Raw genomic sequence first — 22,983 nt, forward strand, 5'->3', positions numbered from 1 at the left:
GCTCAGGGGACAACGCTCATTTTTCGGTATCGACCAGGCCTTTGACGAACCACCGCTGCATCAGCATGACCACCAGAGCTGGCGGCAGCATGGCGAGGATGGCGGTGGCCATGACCACGTTCCACTCGGTGTAGGACTCGCCTGCGATCAGGCGCTTGATGCCCATGACCACCGGGTACATGGATTCGTCGGTGGTCACCAGCAGCGGCCACAGGTACTGGTTCCAGCCATAGATGAACTGGATCACGAAGAGTGCGGCGATCGAGGTGCGCGACAGTGGCAGCAGCACGTCCTTGAAGAAGCGCATTGGCCCGGCACCGTCCATGCGCGCAGCCTCCACCAGCTCGTCGGGTACGGTGAGGAAAAACTGGCGGAACAAGAAGGTGGCGGTGGCGCTGGCAATCAGCGGCACGGTCAGGCCGGCATAGGTGTTGAGCATGCCCAGATTGGCCACCACCTCGTAAGTGGGTCCGATGCGAACCTCCACCGGCAGCATCAGCGTGACGAAGATCATCCAGAACACGAGGTTGCGCATCGGAAACCTGAAATACACGATGGCAAACGCGGACAGCAGCGAAATCGTGATCTTGCCGACGGTGATGATGAGCGCGCTCACCAGGCTGACCCACATCATGGGAGCCGCTGCCGGAATCGTGCTGCCGGCGCTGGTGAAGCCGCCAAACAGTGCGGTGCTGTAGGTTTCGATAGCGTTGCCGCCAGGCAGCAGCGTCATCGGAAACGACTGCGCAATTTGCTCAGCCGTCTGGGTGGAGCCCACCAGGGTGATGTAGAGCGGGAAGCCGACGATGAACACACCGAGCAGCAAGACCACATGGGACAGGACCGTGAGGCCCGGGCGCTTTTCGATCATGGTCAGTAGTTCACTTTCTTTTCCACGAATCGGAACTGAATGACGGTCAGCGTCACCACCACCACCATGAGCACCACCGACTGCGCAGCCGAGCCGCCCATGTCCAGCGCCTTGAAGCCGTCGTAGTAGACCTTGTAGACCAGGATGGCCGTGTCTTTGCCAGGGCCGCCCTGCGTGGTTGCGTCCACGATGCCGAAGGTGTCAAAGAAGGCATAGACGATGTTGATCACCAGCAGGAAAAACGTGGTGGGCGAGAGCAGCGGGAAGACGATGGTCCAGAACCGGTGCCAGGGGCTGGCGCCATCGATGGCAGCCGCTTCGATCAGCGATTTGGGAATGGATTGCAGGCCAGCGAGGAAAAAGAGGAAGTTGTAGGAAATCTGCTTCCACACTGCCGCAGCCACGATCAGCGTCATGGCGTGATCGGAATCCAGCAGGTGGTTCCATTCGATGCCCATGGCCCGCAGGTAGTAGGCGACCACGCCCATGGGTGAAGCAAACATGAACAGCCACAGCACACCGGCCACGACCGGCGCTACCGCATACGGCCAGATCAGCAGGGTCTTGTAGACAGCTGCACCCTTGAGCACGCGGTCTGCCATCACCGCCAGCAGCAGGGCAATCGCCAGGCCGATCACAGCGACTAACACCGAGAACACGGCGGTGGTCTTGAACGAGGCCAGGTAGCTGCCGTCGTTCCATAGGCGCTCAAAGTTCTCCATGCCGACGAACTGGGTCGACAGGCCAAAGGGGTCCTGCGTCAGCAGGCTCTGGTAGATCGCCTGGCCGGCCGGCCAGAAAAAGAACACCAGCACGATCACCATCTGAGGCGCGATCAGAGCCCAGGGCAGCCAGGCCGATTGGAAGCGGACGCGTTTTTCCATGAAAGCTTTAAGGACAGGAATGGATCGGCAGCATCAAACAAAAACCCGCCCCAGGCACAAGCGCCGGGGCGGGTGTTTCGATCAGAGGGTATCAGCGGCTGTTGGCTTTCTCGAAGCGTTCCAGTTGCTCATTGCCCCGACGCACTGCGGTGTCCAGTGCTTCTTTCGGGCCCTTTTTGCCCGACCAGACGCCCTCGAGTTCCTCGTCGATGATGGTGCGAATCTGGACGAAGTTGCCCAGGCGGATACCGCGCGACTTGTCGGTGGTCTTGCGGATCATCTGGTTCACGGCTACATCGGTACCCGGGTTCTTCTTGTAGAAGCCGCTCTCGTCGGTCATTTTGAACGAGGCCAGGGTGACTGGCAGGTAGCCGGTGCGCTGGTGGCTGGTCGCTGCAATCTCGGTCTTGCCGAGGTAGCTGAAGAACTTGGCCACGCCCTTGTATTCATCGGCCTTCTTGCCCGACATCACCCACAGGCTGGCGCCACCAATCACGGTGTTTTGCGGTGCACCCTGCACGTCAGGGTAGTAGGGCAAGGTCGAAGTGCCAGCTGCAAACTTGGCGTTGCGCTTGACGTTGCCGTACAAGCCCGACGAGCCGGTGATCATCGCGCATTCGCCCGACACGAACGTCGCATCTGCCGCGTTGCCGCGGCCTTTGTAGACGAACAAACCGGTCTTGGCCATGTTGGCCAGGTTCTCGATGTGCCGCACATGCAGAGGCGAGTTGAAACTCAAGCGGGCGTCCATGCCACGCATGCCGTTGCCTTTGGTGGCGAATTCGGTGTTGTGCCAGGCCGAGAAACTCTCCAGTTGCGTCCAGCTGATCCAGCTGGTGGTGAACGGGCACTTGTGGCCAGCCGCCTTGAGCTTGCCGGCGGCCAGCGCCACCTCGGGCCAGGTGGTGGGCGGCTTTTCCGGGTCCATGCCGGCGGCCTTGAAGGCATCTTTGCTGTAGTGGAACACCGGCGTGGAGCTGTTGAAAGGGAAGCTCAGCATCTGGCCATTGGGCGCGGTGTAGTAGCCGGCTACCGCAGGCACGTAGGCAGCGGGGTCAAATTTTTCGCCGGCATCGGCCATGACCTTGCCCACCGGCACGATGGCGCCCTTGCTGGCCATCATGGTGGCGGTGCCGACCTCGAAGACCTGCAGGATGTGAGGAGCGTTGCCCGAGCGGAAGGCCGCGATGGCGGCGGTCATGGACTCGTCGTAGCTGCCCTTGAAGGTCGGCACGATCTTGTACTGAGTCTGGCTGGCGTTGAATTCCTTGGCCAGGTCATTGACCCATTCGCCCAGGGCGCCACCCATGGAGTGCCACCACTGCACTTCGGTCTGTGCGTGAACGGGGCCGCTGGCCAGGGCAGCCAGGGCCAAAGCGGCGGCTGCGGGACGGATGCGCGGGATCATGGATGAAGTCTCCTTGAGTTGTGAACGAATCATGAGCTTAAGTGTGTCGTGTGCCGGTTGCATTGCACGGGCGTTTCGAAAAGATGACAACAGGGGTTTCCATGAGCAGGGTGTGTGTATGGTGCGCTGCGGTACGATCCCAGGGCTCAGCATCTTCTGATGCCCACGGCTGCCCTCATGAACGCTCCCACGCCGCTTTCGCTGTTTGACACCGCCACCGCCGACGCGCCGCGCCTGCGCGAGATTCCGTACAACTACACGTCGTTTTCGGATCGTGAAATTGTGCTTCGATTGCTGGGTGAGCGGGCCTGGTCCCTCCTTGAGGTGTTGCGGGGTGAGCGGCGCACCGGGCGTTCGGCCCGCATGCTTTACGAAGTGCTGGGTGACATCTGGGTGGTGCAGCGCAACCCCTACCTGCAGGACGACCTGCTCGACAACCCCAAGCGGCGCAGCGCGCTGGTGGATGCCTTGCACCACCGCCTGGGCGAGGTGCAGAAGCGGCGTACGCCGCAAGACGACGCCGAGCGCGATCTGCTGGTGGCCGAGCTGCTGGCAGCTGCCAGTCAGGCCGTGGATGCGTTCGCCCGCTCGTTTGAGCACATGGCCGCCCTGCGTCAGCGCGCGCAGAAGGCGCTCAAGCGCCTGACCGCCAAAGACAACATCAAGTTCGACGGCCTCTCTCGCGTGTCGCACGTCACCGACGCGACCGACTGGCGCGTCGAATACCCCTTTGTGGTGCTCACGCCCGACACTGAAGTCGAGATGGCTGGCCTGGTGCAAGGCTGCGTCGAGCTGGGCCTGACCATCATTCCTCGCGGCGGTGGCACCGGCTACACCGGTGGAGCCATTCCGCTGACCTGGAAGAGCGCGGTGATCAACACCGAAAAGCTCGAAGCCATGACCGAGGTCGAGTGGGTCGCTGTGCCTGGCCACGACCAGCCGCTGCCCACGGTGTGGACCGAGGCCGGTGTGGTGACCCAGCGCGTGGCCGATGCGGCCGAGCGCGCCGGCCATGTGTTCGCGGTCGATCCGACCAGCGCAGAAGCCTCGTGCATCGGCGGCAACATCGCGATGAACGCCGGTGGCAAGAAGGCTGTGCTCTGGGGCACGGCGCTGGACAACCTAGTGAGCTGGCGCATGGTGACGCCACAGGCGCAGTGGCTGGAAGTCACGCGGCTGGATCACAACCTGGGCAAGATTCACGATGCCGAGGTCGCCACCTTCGAACTCAAGACCTTTGAGGCCGACGGCAAGACCGTGGTGCGCACTGAGCAGTTGGTCATCCCCGGCAAGACATTCCGCAAGGAAGGTCTGGGCAAGGACGTGACCGACAAGTTCCTCAGCGGCCTGCCGGGCATCCAGAAAGAAGGTTGCGACGGCCTGATCACGAGCGCACGCTGGGTGGTGCACCGCATGCCGGCGCACGTGCGCACCGTCTGCCTGGAATTTTTTGGCAACCCCAAAGACGGCGTGCCCAGCATTGTCGACATCAAAGACTTCATGTTTGCCGAGCAGAAGCGCTCGGGCGTGTTGCTCGCCGGCCTGGAGCATCTGGACGACCGCTACCTGAAGGCGGTGGGCTACACCACCAAGAGCAAAAAAGGCAATGGAGGCCTGCCCAAGATGGTGCTGGTGGGCGACATCGTGGGCGACGACGCCGACGCGGTGGCCCGCGCCACCAGCGAGGTGATCCGCATCGCCAACTCGCGCAGCGGCGAAGGCTTCACCGCCATCAGCCCCGAAGCGCGCAAGAAGTTCTGGCTCGATCGCAAACGGACCGCCGCGATCAGCAAGCACACCAACGCCTTCAAGATCAACGAAGACGTGGTCATCCCGTTGCCACGCATGGGCGAGTACACCGAGGGCATCGAGCGCATCAACATCGAGCTCTCGCTTCGCAACAAGCTGAAGCTGTGCGACGCGCTGGAAGCGTTTCTCACCCGCGGCAACCTGCCGCTGGGCAAGACCGATGACGCCAGCGACATCCCCAGCGCCGAGCTGCTGGGCGACCGCGTTCAGCAGGGCCTGGCCCTGGTGCGCGAGGTGCGCGCGATGTGGGCGCTCTGGCTGCGCGATATCGACGCGCTCTTCCCACAGCTCCAGGACCACACCCTGCGTGCGAGCTGGAAGACGCAGATCCGCGCACCGTTGCAGCAGATTTTCAGCGGTGGTGCATTTGCGCCGCTGCTGGTCGAGTGCCAGGCGATTCACCAGCGCGTGCTCAAGGGCCGAGTCTGGGCGGCGCTCCACATGCACGCGGGCGATGGCAATGTGCACACCAACTTGCCGGTCAACAGCGACGACTACGAGATGCTGCAGACGGCACACGAAGCGGTGGCCCGCATCATGGTGCTGGCACGCAGCCTGGACGGTGTGATCTCGGGCGAACACGGCATTGGCATCACCAAGCTGGAGTTCCTGACCGATGCCGAGCTGCAGCCGTTTGCGGACTACAAGGCGAGGGTTGACCCGGAAGGGCGGTTCAACAAAGGCAAGCTGTTGCGCACTCCGAAATCCGGAGCAGGTGACGGAAACGTGCGCGCCGCCGACCTCTCTCACGCCTACACGCCCAGCTTTGGTCTGATGGGGCACGAGTCGCTCATCATGCAGCAGAGCGACATCGGCGCCATCGCCGATTCGGTCAAGGACTGCCTGCGCTGCGGCAAGTGCAAGCCCGTATGCGCGACCCACGTGCCGCGCGCCAACCTGCTGTACAGCCCGCGCAACAAGATCCTCGCCACTTCGCTGCTGGTGGAGGCGTTTCTGTACGAAGAGCAGACGCGCCGCGGCATCAGCATCAAGCACTGGGAAGAGTTCGAGGATGTGGCCGACCACTGCACGGTGTGCCACAAGTGCCTGAGCCCTTGTCCGGTGAATATCGACTTCGGCGATGTGACCATGAACATGCGCAACCTGTTGCGCAAGATGGGGCAGAAGAGCTTCCGACCGGGCAACGCCGCGGCCATGTTCTTTCTGAATGCCACCAACCCCCAGACCATCAAGCTCATGCGCAGCGGCATGGTCGACATCGGCTTCAAGGCGCAACGGCTGGCCAACAGGCTGCTGGCGCGCATGGCGAAAAAGCAGACCGCTGCCCCGCCCGCCACACTCGGCTCCGCACCGATCAAAGAGCAGGTGATTCACTTCATTAACAAGAAGATGCCCGGCGGACTGCCCAAAAAAACCGCGCGCGCCTTGCTCGATATTGAAGACAAGGACTACGTGCCCATCATCCGCAACCCGGTGGCTACCACGGCCGAGACCGAAGCGGTGTTCTATTTCCCAGGGTGTGGCTCTGAGCGCCTGTTCAGCCAGGTCGGCCTGGCCACCCAGGCCATGCTGTGGCACGCGGGCGTGCAGACCGTGCTGCCGCCGGGTTACCTGTGCTGCGGCTACCCGCAGCGCGGCTCGGGACAGTTCGACAAGGCGGAAAAAATCATCACCGATAACCGGGTGTTGTTTCACCGCGTGGCCAACACCCTGAACTACCTCGACATCAAGACGGTGGTGGTGAGCTGCGGTACCTGCTACGACCAGCTGCAGGGTTACGAATTCGACCAGATTTTCCCCGGCTGCCGCATCATCGACATCCACGAATACCTGCTGGAGAAAGGCATCACCCTGCCCGCGGGCCAGCCCGGTTACCTCTACCACGAGCCCTGTCACAACCCCATGAAACTGGGTGACTCGATGAAGACGGTTAAGGCCCTGGTGGGTGATCAGGTGATGAAGTCGGAGCGTTGCTGTGGCGAGTCCGGCACGCTGGGCGTGACCCGACCCGACATCTCGACTCAGGTGCGCTTCCGAAAGGAGGAGGAAATCCAGAAGGGCGAGGCCGCGCTGCGCGCCTCGGGCGCTGTGGGCCAGCAGGACAATATCAAGATCCTCACCTCCTGCCCCAGTTGCCTGCAGGGCCTGACCCGTTACGGCGATGACCTGAAGAACGGCCTGCTCGAAGCCGACTACATCGTGGTGGAAATGGCCAACCAGATCCTGGGCAAGGATTGGCTGCCTGACTATGTGGCGCGGGCCAATCAGGGCGGGATTGAGCGGGTCCTGGTGTGACCGCCCTGCGCCGCTGCGAAGCAGCTCACCCTCTCCCTGGGGAAGGTTGGCCCCATCAGCATCCCGGCCAGGCCGGTTCTGCGGTGTGTGCGGTTGGGGGCGCGCGCTCCGGAGGTGGCTCGGTGAAGCCAGCTGCGCATCGAGGGATCGGAGTGTTTTTGCAAATGAAAGTGAACTGACATGGCCGGCTTGAACAAGACCACCCCCACCCCGCAGGACATCACCCTGCACAGCCAATCGCGCGTGCTGGAGATTGCTTTTTCTGACGGTCAGACCTTTCGCCTGCCGTTTGAATTGATGCGGGTGTATTCGCCTTCGGCCGAGGTGCAGGGCCACGGCCCGGGTCAGGAGGTGCTGCAGACCGGCAAGCGCGAGGTCGGCATTGTGGCGCTGGAGCCGGTGGGCAACTACGCAGTGCAGCCGACTTTCAGCGACGGCCACAGCAGCGGCATCTTCTCTTGGGACTATCTGTATTTCCTCGGCAGCCAGCAGACCGAGTTGTGGGCTGATTACAACGCCCGCCTGCTCGCAGCGGGCATGGAGCGCGATGCGTCCATGCCGGAGAAGGCGGGATCGTCCTGCGGCAGTCACTAGCGCCTAACATTGCCGTTATGGGCTCGACACACTTCGGATTCAAGACGGTAGACGAACGCGAAAAAGCGCAGCGCGTGCGCGGCGTGTTCGATTCGGTGGCGCCCAAATACGATGTCATGAACGACCTGATGTCGGCCGGCCTGCACCGCGTCTGGAAGCGCTACACCCTCACGGTGGCCAACCCCCAGCCAGGTGACCAGGTGCTCGACATCGCCGGCGGCACTGGCGATCTGGCTCTGGCCTTTGCCCGAAAAGTTGGTCCGACAGGTCGCGTGGTGCACACCGACATCAACGAGGCCATGCTGCGAGAGGGACGCAACCGGCTGCTCGATCTGGGTGTTTCCTTGCCTACCAGCGTATGCGACGCCGAAAAACTGCCTTTCGCCAGCGAATCGTTTGACTTCGTCAGCGTCGCCTTCGGCTTGCGCAACATGACCCACAAAGACCTGGCGCTCGCCGAAATGTGCCGCGTGCTCAAGCCCGGTGGCAAGTTGCTGGTGCTGGAGTTCTCGCACGTGGCGAGGCCGCTGGCCAAGGCCTACGACTGGTACTCATTCAACATCTTGCCGCGCCTGGGACAGTGGGTTGCCGGTGATGCCGAGAGCTATCGCTACCTGGCCGAATCGATCCGCATGCACCCCGACCAGGAGACCTTGCGCCAGATGATGAAGAGCGCCGGGTTCGGGCATGTCGATGTGCACAACCTCAGCGGCGGGGTGGTAGCGCTGCACATGGGCATCAAGTGCTGAGCGGGCCGGGTGTGCAGACAGAGAAAGGCAGGGCGAGGCGATGAATGGCAAGCTGATCGGGTCCCTGGTGCTGGCCTGCGCGCTGACGATGAGCGCACAGTTCGCCTGGACCCAGCCACTCATCAGCGGCTCGTCCGTCGACCCGACTTCGTCGGCCGGGATCCCGCGCGTGGCGGCTGCGCCAGCGGTGCCCGTGGTGGCCCAGTCGGTCCAGCGTTCCAGCTCGTCCGCAGGGGCGACTGCCTCGCCGCGAACCGCAGGCGGCCTGCTGGGTGGTCTGGCGGCGGGCCTGGGGCTGGTCTGGCTGGCGGTGGCGCTGGGCTTCGGCGAGTCTTTTGCCTCGTTGTTGCTGGTGGCCTTGGTTGCGGTGGCGTTGCTGGTTTTAATCGGGCTGTTCTGGCGCCGCCGCACCGCGGCCGAGCCTTCTGGCCTGGCCTACCGGGCAGCCACCGGTGCGGCAGGCAGTTCGCAGTTCGACCCGGCCACGCCACGCGGCTACAACGCCAAGAACGTCGGCAACGATGCGTCTGCCCGGCCGTGGGAGCACCAGAGCGGGACTGAAGACGCGATCGCCGGCTTCGATTCCACGGTGAGCGACGACGCGTCCTGGGGGGTACCTGAGGGGTTTGACACCGCGGCCTTTCTCAAGGCCTCCAAGGCCAATTTCGTGAGCCTTCAGGAGGCCTGGGACCGGTCCGACATTCCCGCCTTGCGCGCCATGATGACCGACAGCATGCTGGACCAGATCAAGGTGCAGCTGGCTGAGCGCGAACAGGCGCAGGGAGGCTCGGTGAACCGCACCGATGTGGTCATGCTCGAAGCCCGGCTGCTGGGCATTGAGGAGTTTCCTGAAGGCTACATGGCCAGCGTGGAGTTCTCCGGCCTGATCCGCGAGGATGTGTCCTCGGGACCCAACCCGTTTCGAGAGGTCTGGAACATCACCCGAACCCGTTCGGGCCCGGGTGGCTGGCTGGTGGCAGGCGTGCAAGCCTTGCAATAGCGTGAATTCGCGGCGGCCCATGCCCTGGGGGCCACGAGGCGGGCGGTTTATCCGTCAAAATCGATGGTCATGAACACCGACCCATCCGAGTCCCCACCCGGCGCCAACGCCGATCCCCGTTCGCCGCGCGACTTTCTGCAGTCGCTGCTCGCCAAGCTGCAGCCGCCCGACTGGGTGGTTCAAGAGCTGCAAAACCGCCTCGTCATCCTGCTCAACCACGTACTGATGCAGGAGCCGCAGGCTCAGGAGCGCCTCAGGCGACAGCAGGGCAAGCCAGTGCGCGTGCAATGGGGTGATTTCCACCTCACGCTGGCCGCCACCGCGGCTGGCCTGCTGGAACGCCCGATGGGCGCGCCCACCCCCGATCTCACCATGACACTGATCCAGACCTCGCCCCTGGCGCTGGCCCAGACGGCGCTGCTGGGCAACAAGCCCGAGGTGGATGTGAAGGGAGACGTGCAGCTGGCGTCCGAGGTGGCCTGGCTGGTGGACAACGTGCGCTGGGATGTGGAGGAAGATCTCTCGCGCGTGGTCGGTGATGCCACGGCACACCGCATCGGTCAGTTTGCGCGCAGCGCTGCTCAGGCGGTGCGCGGCTTTGTGGACCGGGTGCCCAAGCCGCCATTTGCCAAAAGGGCTGAAGCGCCGGGTCAGTCGCCCGGCCCAGGCGCTGGCGGCGGCAATCCGGCATGACGCGTTTTTACCGCGGCGCCTTCATCATCTGGGTGGTGTTGCGTTACGGACTGGACGAGCTGGTGCTCTCCAGTTTCCAGCATCCCTGGCTGCGCCGGCTCACCCGCATCGTGCGCTTTGGTCGCAAGCTGGACTCTCCGCGCGGGGTGCGCCTGCGCCAGGCGCTGGAGCGGCTGGGCCCGATTTTCGTCAAGTTTGGCCAGGTGCTCTCGACACGGAGAGACCTGCTGCCGCCCGATATCGCCGACGAGCTGGCGCTGCTGCAAGACCGCGTGCCGCCGTTCCCCAGCGAGGTGGCGGTGGCCACCATCGAGCGGGCGTTTGGCAAGCCGCTGGATGCGGTGTTCTCCCATTTTGACCAGGTGCCGGTGGCCAGCGCCTCGATCGCGCAGGTCCATTTCGCCACCCTGAAGACGGGACGCCAGGGTGGGCGTGAGGTGGCGGTGAAGGTGTTGCGGCCCAACATGCTGCCCGCGATCGAGAAAGACCTGGGTCTGATGCGCATGATGGCCGGCTGGGTCGAGAAGCTGTCGGCGGACGGTAAGCGCCTGAAACCGCGGGAAGTGGTCGGCGAGTTCGACAAATACCTGCATGAAGAGCTTGATCTGCTGCGCGAGGCGTCCAATGCCGCCCAGCTGCGGCGCAACATGACGGGGCTGGATCTGGTGCTCATCCCGGAAATGTTCTGGGACTACTGCCACACCGAGGTGATGGTGATGCAGCGCATGCAAGGCCTGCCGATCAACAAGGTGGCCGAGTTGCGTCGCCGTGGCGTGGACATTGCGAGGCTGGCGCGCGACGGGGTGACGATCTTTTTCACCCAGGTGTTTCGCGATGGCTTTTTCCATGCCGACATGCACCCGGGCAACATCCAGGTCAGCGTGGATCCGGCCACTTTCGGACGCTACATTTCGCTCGATTTCGGCATCGTGGGCACGCTGACCGAGTTTGACAAGGAATACCTGGCGCAGAACTTCACCGCCTTTTTCCGCCGCGACTACAAGCGTGTTGCCGAGCTGCATGTGGAGAGTGGCTGGGTGCCCGCCGAGACCCGCATCGACGAGCTGGAAGGCGCGATCCGAGCCGTCTGCGAGCCTTACTTCGACCGCCCGCTCAAAGAGATTTCGCTCGGCATGGTGTTGATGCGCCTGTTCCAGACCTCGCGCCGCTTCCAGGTCGAAATCCAGCCCCAGCTGGTCCTGCTGCAGAAAACCCTCCTGAACATCGAGGGGCTGGGCCGTGACCTGGACCCCGAGCTTGATCTCTGGAGTACCGCCAAACCGTTTCTGGAGAAATGGATGCTGGAGCAGGTCGGGCCCCAGAAGCTGCTGCAGCAGCTCAAGGCCGAAGCGCCGCAGTACGCCAAGCTGCTGCCAGCTTTGCCCCGCCTGCTGCACGACTTCCTGCAGCACAAGCCACACGAGCTGCGGCGCGAGCTCGATAGCCTGCTGGCCGAACAAAGGCGAACCAACCGGCTGCTGCAGGCGGTGATCTGGGGCGGGGTGGGCTTTTTGCTCGGCCTGCTGCTGATGCAGTTGCTCATGCGCGTACGGCTCTGGTAGGGCGCCGCCATCGGGTGCAAGATCTGGGCAGTCGACGCTCACATAAAGCCACCCCAATTTATAATGCTCGGTTTCGCTCCTGCCGGGAGCGTTGGGCCCGTCTTCGCTCAGGCGCCTGGGCCTCCATTACTCCACGGGTTTCACCATGCCGATCTATGCCTACAAGTGCACCTCCTGCGGTCATGCCAAAGACGCTTTGCAGAAAGTGTCTGATGCGCCGCTGACCGTGTGCCCTGCCTGCGGTGAGGCCCATTTCCAGAAACAGCTCACGGCAGCTGGTTTTCAGCTCAAGGGGTCTGGCTGGTACGTGACCGATTTTCGCAACGGTCAGGCTGCGGCGTCGGCGCCGGTCGAGAGCAAGAGCAGCGGCGAGGTGGCCGCCAAATCGGGCGATAACCCAGCTCCCGCCGCATCGTCTCCAGCCCCTGCGCCCGCGCCCGGATCTGCATCCGCGTCCGCGCCCGCGGCAGCCGCGCCCACTCCTCGCAAAGCCGACTGAGCCAGCCGATCCATGTTGTCCGTGCGCAAATGGTTGCTGTCCGGCCTGCTGGTGCTGGTGCCGCTCATCATCACCCTTTGGGTGCTGGACTGGGTGGTATCCACGCTGGATCAGACCCTGACCATCCTGCCGTTCAGCTGGCAGCCAGACCAGCTGTTCGGCGTGCACATTCCAGGGCTGGGCGTGGCGTTTGCGTTTCTCGTCGTGCTCTCCATCGGTGCAATGGCATCCAACATCATCGGCAACCGGCTGGTGAACTGGTGGCATGCGCTGCTGCACCGCATTCCGGTGGTGCGCTCGATCTACTCGGGCGTCAAACAGGTATCGGACACGCTGTTTTCTGAGAAGGGCAATGCCTTTCGCAAAGCTTTGCTGGTGCAGTGGCCGCATCCGGGGATGTGGACCATCGGTTTCCTCACTGGTTCGCCGGCGGGTGATGTGCTGCGCCAGCTGCGCACGCAGGTGCCCCCCGGCGGTGAGACCGAGGAGTTTCACAGCGTGTTTGTACCGACCACGCCCAACCCCACCGGGGGCTACTTCGTGATGGTGCGCAGGACCGACTGCGTGGAACTGGCCATGAGCGTCGACGAAGCGCTGACCTACATCGTTTCCATGGGCGTGATCGTGCCCGGCGGACCCAAGAACGGTGGCCTGAAACTGGCCACCCCACCCCAACCACCGGCGCCCGTCTGAGGCGCCGTCTTCCGATTCCCTGCCGCTGCGAGCGGCTGTTCTGCTGAAAGTACCCCGAGATGTCCATGCGCTCCCACTACTGCGGTCTGGTGACCGAAGCCCAACTGGGTCAGACCGTTTCCCTGTGTGGCTGGGTGAACCGTCGCCGCGACCACGGCGGTGTGATTTTTGTCGACCTGCGCGACCGCGAAGGCTATGTGCAGGTGGTCTGTGACCCCGACCGCGCCGAGATGTTCGCCACCGCCGAAGACGTGCGCAACGAGTTCTGCGTTCAGGTCACTGGCTTGGTGCGCGCACGTCCAACAGGTACCACCAACGACAAACTCAAGAGCGGCCAGATCGAGGTTCTGTGTCACGAGCTCAAGGTGCTGAACGCGTCGGTCACACCGCCGTTTCAGCTTGATGACGACAACCTCTCCGAGACCACGCGTCTGACCCATCGCGTGCTCGACCTGCGTCGCCCGTACATGCAGAACAACCTGATGCTGCGCTACCGCGTGGCCATGGAAGTGCGCAAGTTCCTCGACGCCAACGGGTTCATCGACATCGAGACTCCCATGCTCACCAAGAGCACGCCCGAAGGCGCGCGCGACTACTTGGTGCCCAGCCGCGTGCACGATGGCCATTTCTTTGCCTTGCCGCAGTCGCCCCAGCTGTTCAAACAGCTGCTGATGGTGGCAGGCTTTGATCGTTACTACCAGATCACCAAATGCTTCCGCGACGAAGACCTGCGCGCCGATCGCCAGCCCGAGTTCACCCAGATTGATATCGAGACCTCCTTCCTGGGTGAAGAGGAAATTCGCGACATGTTCCAGGGCATGATCAAGACGGTATTCCAGAACACCCTGGGCGTTGATCTGGGCGAGTTCCCGGTGATGCCGTTCGCCGAAGCCATGCACCGCTTCGGTTCCGACAAGCCGGACCTGCGCGTGAAGCTGGAGCTGACCGAGCTCACCGACATCATGGGCGATGTGGACTTCAAGGTGTTCAGCGCACCGGCGCAGATGAAGGGTGGCCGCGTGGTGGCGCTGTGCGTGCGCGGCGGCGCCGAGATGCCGCGCAGCGAAATTGACGCCTACACCGAGTTCGTCAAGATCTACGGCGCCAAGGGCCTGGCCTGGATCAAGGTCAACGAACTCGCCAAGGGCCGCGACGGCTTGCAGAGCCCGATCGTGAAGAACATCCACGACACGGCCTTGACTGAGATCTTGAAGCGCACCGGCGCGCAGGACGGCGACATCCTCTTCTTCGGCGCCGACAAGGTCAAGATCGTCAACGACGCCATCGGCGCGCTGCGTCTGAAGATCGGCCACAGCGCGCTGGGTAAGAAGAACGGCCTGTTCGAAGACCGCTGGGCGCCGATGTGGGTGGTGGACTTCCCGATGTTCGAACACGACGAAGAAGCCGACCGCTGGACCGCCGTGCACCACCCCTTCACCGCCCCGAAGGACGGCCACGAAGACTGGATGGTCACCGCGCCCGAGAAGTGCATCGCCAAGGGTTACGACATGGTGCTCAACGGCTGGGAAATCGGTGGCGGCTCGGTCCGTATCCACACCGCGGCCGTGCAGCAGAAGGTGTTTGACGCCCTGAAAATCACGCCCGAGGAAGCTCAGCTCAAGTTCGGCTTCCTGCTGGACGCGCTGCAGTACGGCGCGCCCCCGCACGGCGGCCTGGCTTTCGGCCTGGACCGCATCGTCACGCTCATGACCGGTGCCGAGTCCATCCGCGACGTGATCGCCTTCCCCAAGACCCAGCGCGCGCAGTGTCTCCTGACGCAAGCGCCGAGTCTGGTGGACGAAAAGCAACTGCGCGAGCTGCACATCCGGCTGCGCAATGCTGATCTGGTAAAGCCGACCTGAGTGCGGCCTGGCGTTGAGAAGTGCGCGGCCCATGCGCATTCGGGTCTGGGAACTATTGCCGCGACGACAGGGTCTGCTGAAGTATCTTTGTGAGACGCTTTGACAACCCAATACCAGGAGAAATGCCATGAACGATGTCGCCAGCGATACCCAGGTCAACAAGGAAAAACTGGTGCGCGACCTGCAGCGCGTGATCTCGGACGCCGAGGAACTGCTGCACGCCACCGCTGGCCAGACCGAAGGCAAGTTGGTGGAAATGCGTGAGCGCATCCGCAGCAACCTCATGGACGCGCGGCACAAGCTGGGCGACCTGGAAGACAAGGTCAAGGACAAGACCAAGGAAGTAGCGCGCGCCACCGACGATTACGTGCACGAGCACCCCTGGCCCGCAATCGGCGCCGCGGTGGGAGTGGGTCTGGTGATCGGGCTGCTGATCGGTCGACGCTGACCGGCATGGACAAGCCGCCGCCCACCCGCCTGAGCGCTTCGCTCAAGGGCCTCGCCGGCACGGTACTGACGTTGCTGCAGGTGCGCCTGGAGTTGCTCGGTGTCGAAACGCAGGAAGAGGTGGTGCGCGTGGTCGGTCTGTTGCTTTGGGGTGTGGCGGCAGCGCTCCTGCTCTCGTTGGGCTTGGGCTTTTTGGCTGTCTTCATCACCGTGGCACTCTGGGAGACGCAGCGCCTGCTGGCGCTGGGGGTATTTGCCACGCTCTTTCTCACCCTGGGGGGCATCGCCACCTGGATTGCCTACCAGCGAGTGCGCCGCGAATCCACCCTGTTTGCCAGCAGCCTGGCCGAGTTGCGGCAGGACCGCGAGCAGCTGAGATCCTGAGTCCATGGCGCTATCCCGGCAAGCGCTCGCGCAGCGACGGCAATCCCTGGTGCTGCGCTCCCAGTTGCTTCGCGGCCAGCTGGGTACCGAGCTTCATGCGTTCGGGCCGGCGTTCACCTTGGCCGACCGTGCGCAGGACGCGTGGATCTGGGTGCGATCGCGTCCGCCTGCGGTGCTCTTGCCGGTATTGACGGTGAGCGTGGTCTGGGTGATTCGAAAACCGACGCGGCTGTTTCGCCTGACTTGGGGCGCCTGGTCGGCCTGGCGCCTTTGGCAGCGCGCGGCGCGGCGCTGGCTGTGAGGCGCATTCCTTGACCGCGGGTCGCCCGTTCAAAATTCCCCAGTCTGTGCTGGTGGTGATCCACACCCCAGCGCTGGAGGTCTTGCTGATCGAGCGTGCCGATGCCCCGGGTTTCTGGCAGTCGGTGACCGGGTCCAAGGACACCCTGGACGAGTCCTTTGAGGACGCGGCGGTGCGCGAGGTGCGGGAGGAAACCGGGCTGGACGTGCGCGCCGGCGGCCATGTGCTGACCGACTGGGGGTTGGAAAACGTGTACGAGATCTACCCGCAGTGGCGCCACCGCTATGCGCCAGGCGTCACCCACAACACCGAGCACCTGTTCGGCTTGTGTGTCCCGGTGGCCGCGCCGGTGTTGCTGAGTGCGCGCGAGCACCGGAACCAGGTCTGGCTGCCCTGGGCGCAGGCGGCAGATCGTTGCTTCTCACCGTCCAACGCCGAGGCGATCGTCTGGCTTCCCAGGCTGGGCGTCCCCGGCTGCCAGTCCCCAAGATCCTGCTGAAAAACAAGCCCGCGAAGGCGAACCCGTTGATGGCATGATTTGGCCATGAGCATCCTGCGCGTCGCGACTTACAACATCCACAAAGGCGTGCAAGGCATGGGTCCGTCGCGGCGGCTGGAGATCCACAACCTGGTGCACGCGGTGGAGCAGTTTGACGCCGACATCATCTGCCTGCAAGAGGTGCGACGCCACCACCGCAAGCTGGAAAAGCAGTTCACCCGCTGGCCCGATCTGGACCAGGCCAACTACCTCTCGCCCGACGGCTACGAGGCGGTGTATCGCACCAACGCCATCACCCGCCACGGCGAACACGGCAACGCCTTGCTCTCGCGCTGGCCAGTGCTCGACAGCAAACACTCCGATGTATCGGACCACCGCTTCGAGCAGCGTGGCCTGCTGCACGCGCAGCTGCTGGTCGAGGGCCTTGATGTGCACGTGGTGGTGGTTCATTTTGGTCTTATCCACGCCAGCCGCGAGCGCCAGGTTCAGCGACTGGGTGAGTACATCCGCCGCGAACTGCCCGAGACGGCGCCGCTCATCGTCGCTGGTGATTTCAACGACTGGGGTGCCAAGCTGCTCAAGCCCATGGCCGACCTCGATCTGCGCACCTTCGACAGCCTGCGCCTGCCTACCTATCCGTCGCGCTTACCGCTGCTGCACCTCGATCGCATCTATGTGCGCGGCTTGAGACCAGTCACGGCCCATGTGCCGCACGGCAAGGCCTGGTCGCGCATGTCGGACCACCTGCCCCTGATCGCGGAGCTGGAGCTGTAGTGTCCACCCGACCCCTGCCCGAGGACCTGCCTCGTATCCGGCGGGGCCAGCTGCGCAGCGGCCACCAGCTGCTGCTGCTTGAGAATGGTGCGGCATTTTTTCCGGCGCTGGTCGATGCGATGGACGCGGCGCGCTCGGTGGTTCATCTGGAGACCTACATTTTTGAGTTCGCTGGCTCGGCACTGAGCGTGGCGCAGGCGCTGGAGCGAGCGGCGCAGCGTGGCGTGCGCGTGCGGCTGGTGGTGGATGGCGTGGGCACGCCCCATATACCGGTGGAGTGGCAGCGGCGATTTGCCGCCGCCGGGGTGCGCTGGCGGGTCTATGCACCGCTCGGGCGTCTCGGTCTGCTGATCCCCAGCCGCTGGCGCCGGCTGCACCGCAAGCTGTGTGTGATCGACGGCACGGTGGGCTTTTGCGGCGGTATCAACATCATCGATGACCAGGACGATGTGGCACTGGGCCGGCTCAGTGCGCCGCGGCTTGATTTTTCGCTGCGCGTGGCCGGGCCGCTGGTGGCCGACATGACTGAGACCATGGAGCAGCTCTGGTGGCGCCTGCAGGCGGTGCGAAAGGCACGTCAGCGTGAATTTCGTGCGGCCTGGGAGGCCTTGCGCGAGACCAGTCCGGTGGGGGACTTTTCGCGCCTGCTTGGCAAGCTAGAAGCGCGCACCGGCCTGGGCCGGGTCAATGCGGATGCCGAAGGTGGCGCCGAGGACGCCTTCACCGATGGCCTGCTGGGTGTGGACGATGCGCGGGCCGCGCTGCAGTTGCGCGACAACGTCAGCCACCGTCACGACATTGAGCGTGCATACCTGAAGGCCATCGGCGCGGCGCGCCAGGACATCGTGATCGCCAACGCCTATTTCGTCCCCGGGCGCAAACTGCGCCGCGCGCTGACGCTGGCGGCACAGCGTGGCGTGCGCGTGCGACTGCTGTTGCAGGGCAAGTACGAACACTTCATGCAGTACCGGGCCGCGCGGCCGGTGTACCAGACACTGCTGGACGCCGGCATCGAGATACACGAATACGGGCCGAGCGCCCTGCATGCCAAGGTGGCGGTGGTGGACCGGCGCTGGGCCACGGTCGGGTCGACCAACCTCGATCCGCTGTCGCTGCTATTGGCGCGCGAGGCCAACGTGAGCACGACCGATCGGCGCTTTGCTTCGCTGCTGCACGATTGCCTGGATGCTATCTTGCAGCATGGATCGAACCAGATCGAGATCGAGCAGTTGCGCCGCCGCCCCTGGCAGCAGCGCGCGCTGGATCGCCTGGCTTTTGCGGTGATGCGCGCCACGCTGTTCCTGACCGGATACCGGTACTAGGGACGAAGTTCAAGACCCCTGTGCGCGGCCCGGTATTCAGGGCCTTTCGGGCCGGTGTTAGCATGCGCCATGCTCATGAAGAACGAACCCGCCATGACACCTGCTACCCCTCCGGACGACGACGTGGGCGTGCCGGTTTCGGTCAAGATCCGCGAGCGCATCAAGGCCGCTCGACAGCGTTTCCATTCCAATGACAACATCGCGGAATTCATCCGCCCCGGTGAGCTTGATCTGCTCCTGGACGAGGTCACGGGCAAGATGCAGGGTGTGCTCGACAGCCTGGTGATCGACCTGGAAAATGACCACAATACCGGTGACACCGCGCGCCGAGTGGCCAAGATGTACATCCGAGAGGTGTTCAACGGCCGTTACGTCAAGGGCCCGGCGGTCACCGAGTTCCCCAATGCAGAACATCTCAACGAGTTGCTCATCGTGGGTCCGATCACGGTGCGCAGCGCTTGCAGCCACCACTTCTGCCCGGTCATCGGCAAGATCTGGATCGGCGTCATGCCCAATGAGCACACCAACGTCATCGGACTCTCGAAGTACGCGCGGCTGGCCGAATGGATCATGGGCCGGCCCCAGATTCAGGAGGAGGCTGTGGTGCAACTGGCCGACCTGATTCAAGAAAAGACCCAGCCCGACGGCCTGGCCATTGTGATGGAGGCCAGTCACTACTGCATGGCGTGGCGCGGCGTGAAGGACATGGACAGCAAGATGATCAATTCGGTCATGCGCGGCGTGTTCCTCAAAGATCCCAACCTGCGGCGCGAATTCCTCTCGCTGATTCCGCGCAAGAACTGAATCCGATCACCAACCCGAGTCGCCCATGCTTGTCCGTCTGCTCTACGTCAGCCGCGCCGTCAGCAAAGACAGCGCCCAAGTCATTGAATCCATCCTGGAGTCGTCCCGATCGCACAATCTGGGCAACGGCATCACTGGGGTGCTCTGCTACGGCGGCGGCGTGTTCCTGCAGGCCATCGAAGGCGGCCGCACTGCGGTCAACGGGTTGTACAACCACATCGTGGCCGATGAGCGACACACCGACGTGGTGTTGCTGCATTACGAGGAGATCGCTGAGCGGCGGTTTGGTGGGTGGACTATGGGCCAGGTCAACCTGTCCAAGCTCAATACGTCGATCGTGCTGAAGTACTCAGAGAAGCCAGAGTTCGATCCGTACAGCGTGTCTGGCCGCGTTTCGCTCGCCCTCCTCGAAGAGCTGATGGCTACCGCCAGCATCATCGGGCGAGCCTGATCGGCGTCAGATTCGCGCTGCTCTGCGGACCGCAGCCACTCCGATGAGGGCTGCGGTTTTTTGTTTCCGCTTTCATGTCCCCCACCGCCTTTTCCCTGATCGTGCTTGCTGGCCTGATTCACGCTGGCTGGAACATCGTGGCCAAACAGGCGGGTGGCGATGCGCGCGTTGCGTTTTTCATCTCGGTACTCGTGATGCTGATCTGGGCGCCATTGGGCTGGTGGCTGGGACGAGTCGAAGTGCCTCGCTGGGGCCCCACCGAGTGGGGGTTTGTGCTGGGCAGTGGTCTGCTGCACGTGGCCTATTTTGTGGTGCTGCTGCGCGGCTACCGCAAGTCCGATCTGACCGTGGTGTATCCGCTGGCGAGCGGTTCCGGTCCTTTGCTGTCATCGATGGTGGCGATCGTGTTTCTGGGCGAGCAGGTGTCGGCCCTGGCGGCGGCCGGTATTGCTGGCGTGGTCAGCGGCGTCTTCCTGATCGCGGGCGGTCCACGTCTTTGGCGGGCAGCGCGCGATCCGGTGGCGCGGCAGCGCGTACACATCGGGGTGGTTTATGGTCTGCTGACCGGCGCGTTCATCGCGGCCTACACTCTGGTGGACGGCTACGCGGTGAAGTGGCTGCTGATGTCACCCATCTTGGTTGACTACATGGGCAACTTCGTTCGCGTTGCCTTGCTCGCCCCCAATGCCATGCGCGACCGCCCGGCCGCCTGGGCGCTCTGGCGCCAGCAATGGCGGCCTGCACTGGTGGTGGCGCTGTTCAGTCCCGTGGCCTATGTGCTGGTGCTCTATGCGATGCAGACCGCACCGCTGTCGCATGTGGCGCCGGCTCGCGAAGTCTCCATGTTGTTCGCCGCGCTCATCGGTGGCCACTTGCTGGGCGAAGGTGAGCGCGGTTTGCGGATGCTGGGCGCCGTGTGCATTGCTGGCGGCGTCGTGGCGTTGGGACTGGGATGAGCGGCACTTCTGAGCATTTCATGCTGCTGGGCTGCGACTTCACCAGCGCGCCCTCGCGCCGCAAGCCCATCACGCTGGCGGTCGGGCGAATGGACCGTGGCCGAGTGCTGCTGGAAACGCTGTTGCTTTTTGATAGCCTGGACGCCTGGTCCGCCCACCTGGCGCGATCCGATGTCGCACCCTGGGTGGGAGGCTTCGATCTGCCGTTTGGTTTGCCACGCGAGCTGGTGACAGCTCTGGGATGGCCGACCGAATGGCTGCCGTGTCTGCGTCACTACGCCAGCCTGAGCCGAGAGCAGATCCGAGCCGAGTTTTCCGCTTTTTGCGACGCCCGGCCAGCGGGTGGCAAGTTTGCGCACCGTGCCACCGATGGCCCGGCCGGCTCCAGCCCGAGCATGAAGTGGGTCAATCCGCCCGTGGCCTACATGCTCCATGCGGGTGTTCCCCGGCTGGTGGATGCGGGCGTGAGCTTGCCGGGGCTGCACCCAGGTGATTCGCAACGCGTGGCGCTGGAGGCCTACCCTGGCTTGCTGGCGCGCAGCGTGCTCGGCACCACCTCTTACAAGAGCGACGACAAGGCCAAGCAGACGGCGGACCGCCTGATCGCCCGCAAGACGCTGGTTCACGCGCTGGAAAACGGTCTGGCGCCGCTGCTGCAGGCCGCAGGACTTCGTCTGAAACTCAGCCATGCCCAACGCGACGCCTTGGCCGACGACCCCCGTGGCGATACGCTGGACGCGGTGCTGTGTCTGCTGCAGGCCGCCTGGGCTGTGCGCCAGCGCGCGGGAGGCCATCCACAGTGGGGGCTGCCGGCCTTCGATCCACTGGAAGGCTGGATCGTCACTGCCTGATGGCCGGGTGACAAGCCGCGGCTGGCACCGCTGCCACAATCCCCCACAACGTTAACGCCCGAGCGCTGGAACCCTCATGAGCCCGACCCCCAACCCCATCGTCCCTACGCTGCCCACCGATCTGCGATTTGCGTTTGTCGAGGCCTCCTGGCATGCGGACATCGTGCATCAGGCGCGCGACGCTTTCTTTGAAGCCATGGCAGAGGCTGGGGTGGCCGCGGATCGCATCGACGTGTTTGACGTGGCTGGCGCATTTGAGATCCCGCTGCACGCCCAGCGGCTGGCACGATCGGGTCGCTACGCCGCCATCGTCGGCAGCGCGCTGGTGGCCGACGACGGCATCTATCGTCACGACATCATCTCCACCACTGTGGTGCGTGCCTTGATGGATGTGCAGCTCGACACCGGTGTGCCGGTGATTTCTGCGGTGCTCACGCCGCACCATTTTCACGAGCATGTGGAACACCGCAAGTATTTTCTGCGCCACTTTGCGGTCAAGGGATCGGAGGCGGCTGAGGCTTGTCTCAAGACGGTGGCGGGTCTCAGGGTGTTGCCGTGAAGTGGGCGAACATTTCGTCTGCTGCAAACCACGCTGACCGGCGCCGGGTGGTGTTCAGGCTACCGTCCGGCCGGTCAATCAGGTCAAAATAACGGACATGATGGTTTGGTATTCATGCGCAAAGGACCGAGCGGCTGCCTGCCGCGGGCGTTGCTGGGGGGATTTGGCAAAGTGACGCTGACGAAAACCGCTTTTTTCCTTCGCAGTGAAATCGCTACCGATGCCACGATGGTGGATGCGCTCACCCTCTCGGCCTTCGAAAACCAGCCCCACAGCCGCCAGACCGAAGGTGCCATCATCCGCCGACTTCGGGAGGCAGGGGCCCTCAGTCTTTCGCTGGTGGCTCAGGCTGGCACGCCGCCTTCACCCGGTCCGCTCGTGGGCCAGGTCACGTTCTCTCCTATCAGCATCCTCGGCGATGCGCCCAACTGGTACGGCCTGGGGCCGCTGTCGGTGGTGCCTGACTGGCAGGGCAGGGGCGTGGGCGCCGAGCTTGTGTTGCAGGGTTTGCGCACCCTGCGACAGCGTGGTGCGGCAGGGTGCGTGGTGCTGGGAGAGCCTGCCTATTACGGGCGCTTCGGGTTTCATTCCACCCCGGCGCTGACCCTGCCCGACGCGCCGCCGGGCTGCTTTCTGGTGCGGCCTTTTGCGCGCATCGTGCCCATGGGTGTGGTCAGTCTTCACCCAGCTTTTGATCTCGCCAATCCGGCGGACTGGTCTTTCCCTTGATCCGCGTTGGGTCAGTCTGGGCGGTA

The 22,983-nt window shown here is 63.8% G+C and carries 24 protein-coding genes; 21 read left to right on the forward strand and 3 right to left on the reverse strand.

What is annotated here, in order from left to right; all coding sequences use genetic code 11:
* Positions 1-16: 16 nt before the first annotated feature.
* The 3 genes from ugpE to ugpB form a co-directional block, all read right to left on the reverse strand.
* On the reverse strand, positions 17-871 hold the full coding sequence (gene ugpE, locus QUV25_RS06345; protein ID WP_300862465.1) for a sn-glycerol-3-phosphate ABC transporter permease UgpE: 855 nt from the start codon (positions 869-871) through the stop codon (positions 17-19).
* A gap of 2 nt (positions 872-873) precedes the next feature.
* Positions 874-1,755: a sn-glycerol-3-phosphate ABC transporter permease UgpA gene (ugpA, locus tag QUV25_RS06350; RefSeq protein WP_300862467.1), complete on the reverse strand. Its 882-nt coding sequence runs from the start codon at positions 1,753-1,755 to the stop codon at positions 874-876.
* Between the two features lie 91 nt (positions 1,756-1,846).
* Positions 1,847-3,163, reverse strand: coding sequence for a sn-glycerol-3-phosphate ABC transporter substrate-binding protein UgpB (ugpB, locus tag QUV25_RS06355; protein WP_300863067.1), 1,317 nt, complete (start codon positions 3,161-3,163; stop codon positions 1,847-1,849).
* Positions 3,164-3,340: 177 nt separating this feature from the next.
* Between ugpB and QUV25_RS06360 the strand changes: the two genes are divergently transcribed.
* From QUV25_RS06360 to QUV25_RS06460, 21 genes are all read left to right on the forward strand, one after another.
* Positions 3,341-7,228 carry an FAD/FMN-binding oxidoreductase gene (locus QUV25_RS06360; protein ID WP_300863068.1) on the forward strand — a complete coding sequence of 1,296 codons (3,888 nt, stop codon included), beginning with the start codon at positions 3,341-3,343 and terminating at the stop codon, positions 7,226-7,228.
* A 180-nt stretch (positions 7,229-7,408) separates the two neighbouring features.
* Complete coding sequence (locus tag QUV25_RS06365; protein WP_300862469.1) at positions 7,409-7,822, forward strand: DUF971 domain-containing protein; 414 nt, start codon at positions 7,409-7,411, stop codon at positions 7,820-7,822.
* A 17-nt stretch (positions 7,823-7,839) separates the two neighbouring features.
* Positions 7,840-8,571, forward strand: a complete 732-nt coding sequence (gene ubiE, locus QUV25_RS06370) for a bifunctional demethylmenaquinone methyltransferase/2-methoxy-6-polyprenyl-1,4-benzoquinol methylase UbiE (RefSeq protein ID WP_300862471.1) — start codon at positions 7,840-7,842, stop codon at positions 8,569-8,571.
* Between the two features lie 40 nt (positions 8,572-8,611).
* The gene (locus QUV25_RS06375; protein ID WP_300862473.1) at positions 8,612-9,571 is read left to right on the forward strand and encodes a Tim44 domain-containing protein; all 960 of its coding nucleotides are present in this window, start codon (positions 8,612-8,614) and stop codon (positions 9,569-9,571) included.
* 69 nt (positions 9,572-9,640) lie between these two features.
* On the forward strand, positions 9,641-10,264 hold the full coding sequence (locus tag QUV25_RS06380) for a hypothetical protein (RefSeq protein WP_300862475.1): 624 nt from the start codon (positions 9,641-9,643) through the stop codon (positions 10,262-10,264).
* A complete protein-coding gene (gene ubiB, locus QUV25_RS06385) occupies positions 10,261-11,826 on the forward strand; it encodes a ubiquinone biosynthesis regulatory protein kinase UbiB (protein ID WP_300862477.1) in 1,566 nt (521 codons plus the stop codon). Before QUV25_RS06380 ends, ubiB begins: the two co-directional genes overlap by 4 nt.
* Before the next feature lie 145 nt (positions 11,827-11,971).
* Positions 11,972-12,325, forward strand: coding sequence for an FmdB family zinc ribbon protein (locus QUV25_RS06390; RefSeq protein ID WP_300862479.1), 354 nt, complete (start codon positions 11,972-11,974; stop codon positions 12,323-12,325).
* Between the two features lie 12 nt (positions 12,326-12,337).
* The gene (locus QUV25_RS06395) at positions 12,338-13,018 is read left to right on the forward strand and encodes a DUF502 domain-containing protein (protein ID WP_300862481.1); all 681 of its coding nucleotides are present in this window, start codon (positions 12,338-12,340) and stop codon (positions 13,016-13,018) included.
* 59 nt (positions 13,019-13,077) lie between these two features.
* Positions 13,078-14,880, forward strand: coding sequence for an aspartate--tRNA ligase (gene aspS, locus QUV25_RS06400; RefSeq protein WP_300862482.1), 1,803 nt, complete (start codon positions 13,078-13,080; stop codon positions 14,878-14,880).
* A gap of 127 nt (positions 14,881-15,007) precedes the next feature.
* Positions 15,008-15,328, forward strand: coding sequence for a DUF883 family protein (locus QUV25_RS06405; protein ID WP_300862483.1), 321 nt, complete (start codon positions 15,008-15,010; stop codon positions 15,326-15,328).
* Between the two features lie 5 nt (positions 15,329-15,333).
* A complete protein-coding gene (locus tag QUV25_RS06410; RefSeq protein ID WP_300862484.1) occupies positions 15,334-15,711 on the forward strand; it encodes a phage holin family protein in 378 nt (125 codons plus the stop codon).
* Positions 15,712-15,715: 4 nt separating this feature from the next.
* Complete coding sequence (locus QUV25_RS06415) at positions 15,716-16,012, forward strand: YqjK family protein (RefSeq protein ID WP_300862487.1); 297 nt, start codon at positions 15,716-15,718, stop codon at positions 16,010-16,012.
* 10 nt (positions 16,013-16,022) lie between these two features.
* The gene (gene nudB, locus QUV25_RS06420) at positions 16,023-16,511 is read left to right on the forward strand and encodes a dihydroneopterin triphosphate diphosphatase (RefSeq protein ID WP_300862488.1); all 489 of its coding nucleotides are present in this window, start codon (positions 16,023-16,025) and stop codon (positions 16,509-16,511) included.
* A gap of 45 nt (positions 16,512-16,556) precedes the next feature.
* Positions 16,557-17,285, forward strand: coding sequence for an endonuclease/exonuclease/phosphatase family protein (locus tag QUV25_RS06425; protein WP_300862491.1), 729 nt, complete (start codon positions 16,557-16,559; stop codon positions 17,283-17,285).
* A gap of 50 nt (positions 17,286-17,335) precedes the next feature.
* A complete protein-coding gene (gene clsB / locus QUV25_RS06430; protein ID WP_300863069.1) occupies positions 17,336-18,607 on the forward strand; it encodes a cardiolipin synthase ClsB in 1,272 nt (423 codons plus the stop codon).
* Positions 18,608-18,682: 75 nt separating this feature from the next.
* Positions 18,683-19,411 (forward strand): GTP cyclohydrolase I, encoded by a 729-nt coding sequence (folE, locus tag QUV25_RS06435; protein WP_300862492.1) that lies wholly within the window; start codon positions 18,683-18,685, stop codon positions 19,409-19,411.
* A 25-nt stretch (positions 19,412-19,436) separates the two neighbouring features.
* Entirely contained in the window at positions 19,437-19,862 is a 426-nt protein-coding gene (locus QUV25_RS06440) for a BLUF domain-containing protein (RefSeq protein ID WP_300862493.1), read from the forward strand.
* Positions 19,863-19,936: 74 nt separating this feature from the next.
* On the forward strand, positions 19,937-20,818 hold the full coding sequence (locus tag QUV25_RS06445; protein ID WP_300862494.1) for an EamA family transporter: 882 nt from the start codon (positions 19,937-19,939) through the stop codon (positions 20,816-20,818).
* Positions 20,815-21,669 carry a DUF429 domain-containing protein gene (locus QUV25_RS06450; RefSeq protein WP_300862496.1) on the forward strand — a complete coding sequence of 285 codons (855 nt, stop codon included), beginning with the start codon at positions 20,815-20,817 and terminating at the stop codon, positions 21,667-21,669. Before QUV25_RS06445 ends, QUV25_RS06450 begins: the two co-directional genes overlap by 4 nt.
* Positions 21,670-21,745: 76 nt before the next feature.
* Positions 21,746-22,228, forward strand: a complete 483-nt coding sequence (locus QUV25_RS06455; protein WP_300862497.1) for a 6,7-dimethyl-8-ribityllumazine synthase — start codon at positions 21,746-21,748, stop codon at positions 22,226-22,228.
* Positions 22,229-22,342: 114 nt separating this feature from the next.
* Positions 22,343-22,957, forward strand: coding sequence for a GNAT family N-acetyltransferase (locus tag QUV25_RS06460; RefSeq protein WP_300862499.1), 615 nt, complete (start codon positions 22,343-22,345; stop codon positions 22,955-22,957).
* Positions 22,958-22,983: the final 26 nt, after the last annotated feature.

The organism is Hydrogenophaga sp. (assembly GCF_030373245.1).
Lineage (GTDB): Bacteria > Pseudomonadota > Gammaproteobacteria > Burkholderiales > Burkholderiaceae_C > Hydrogenophaga.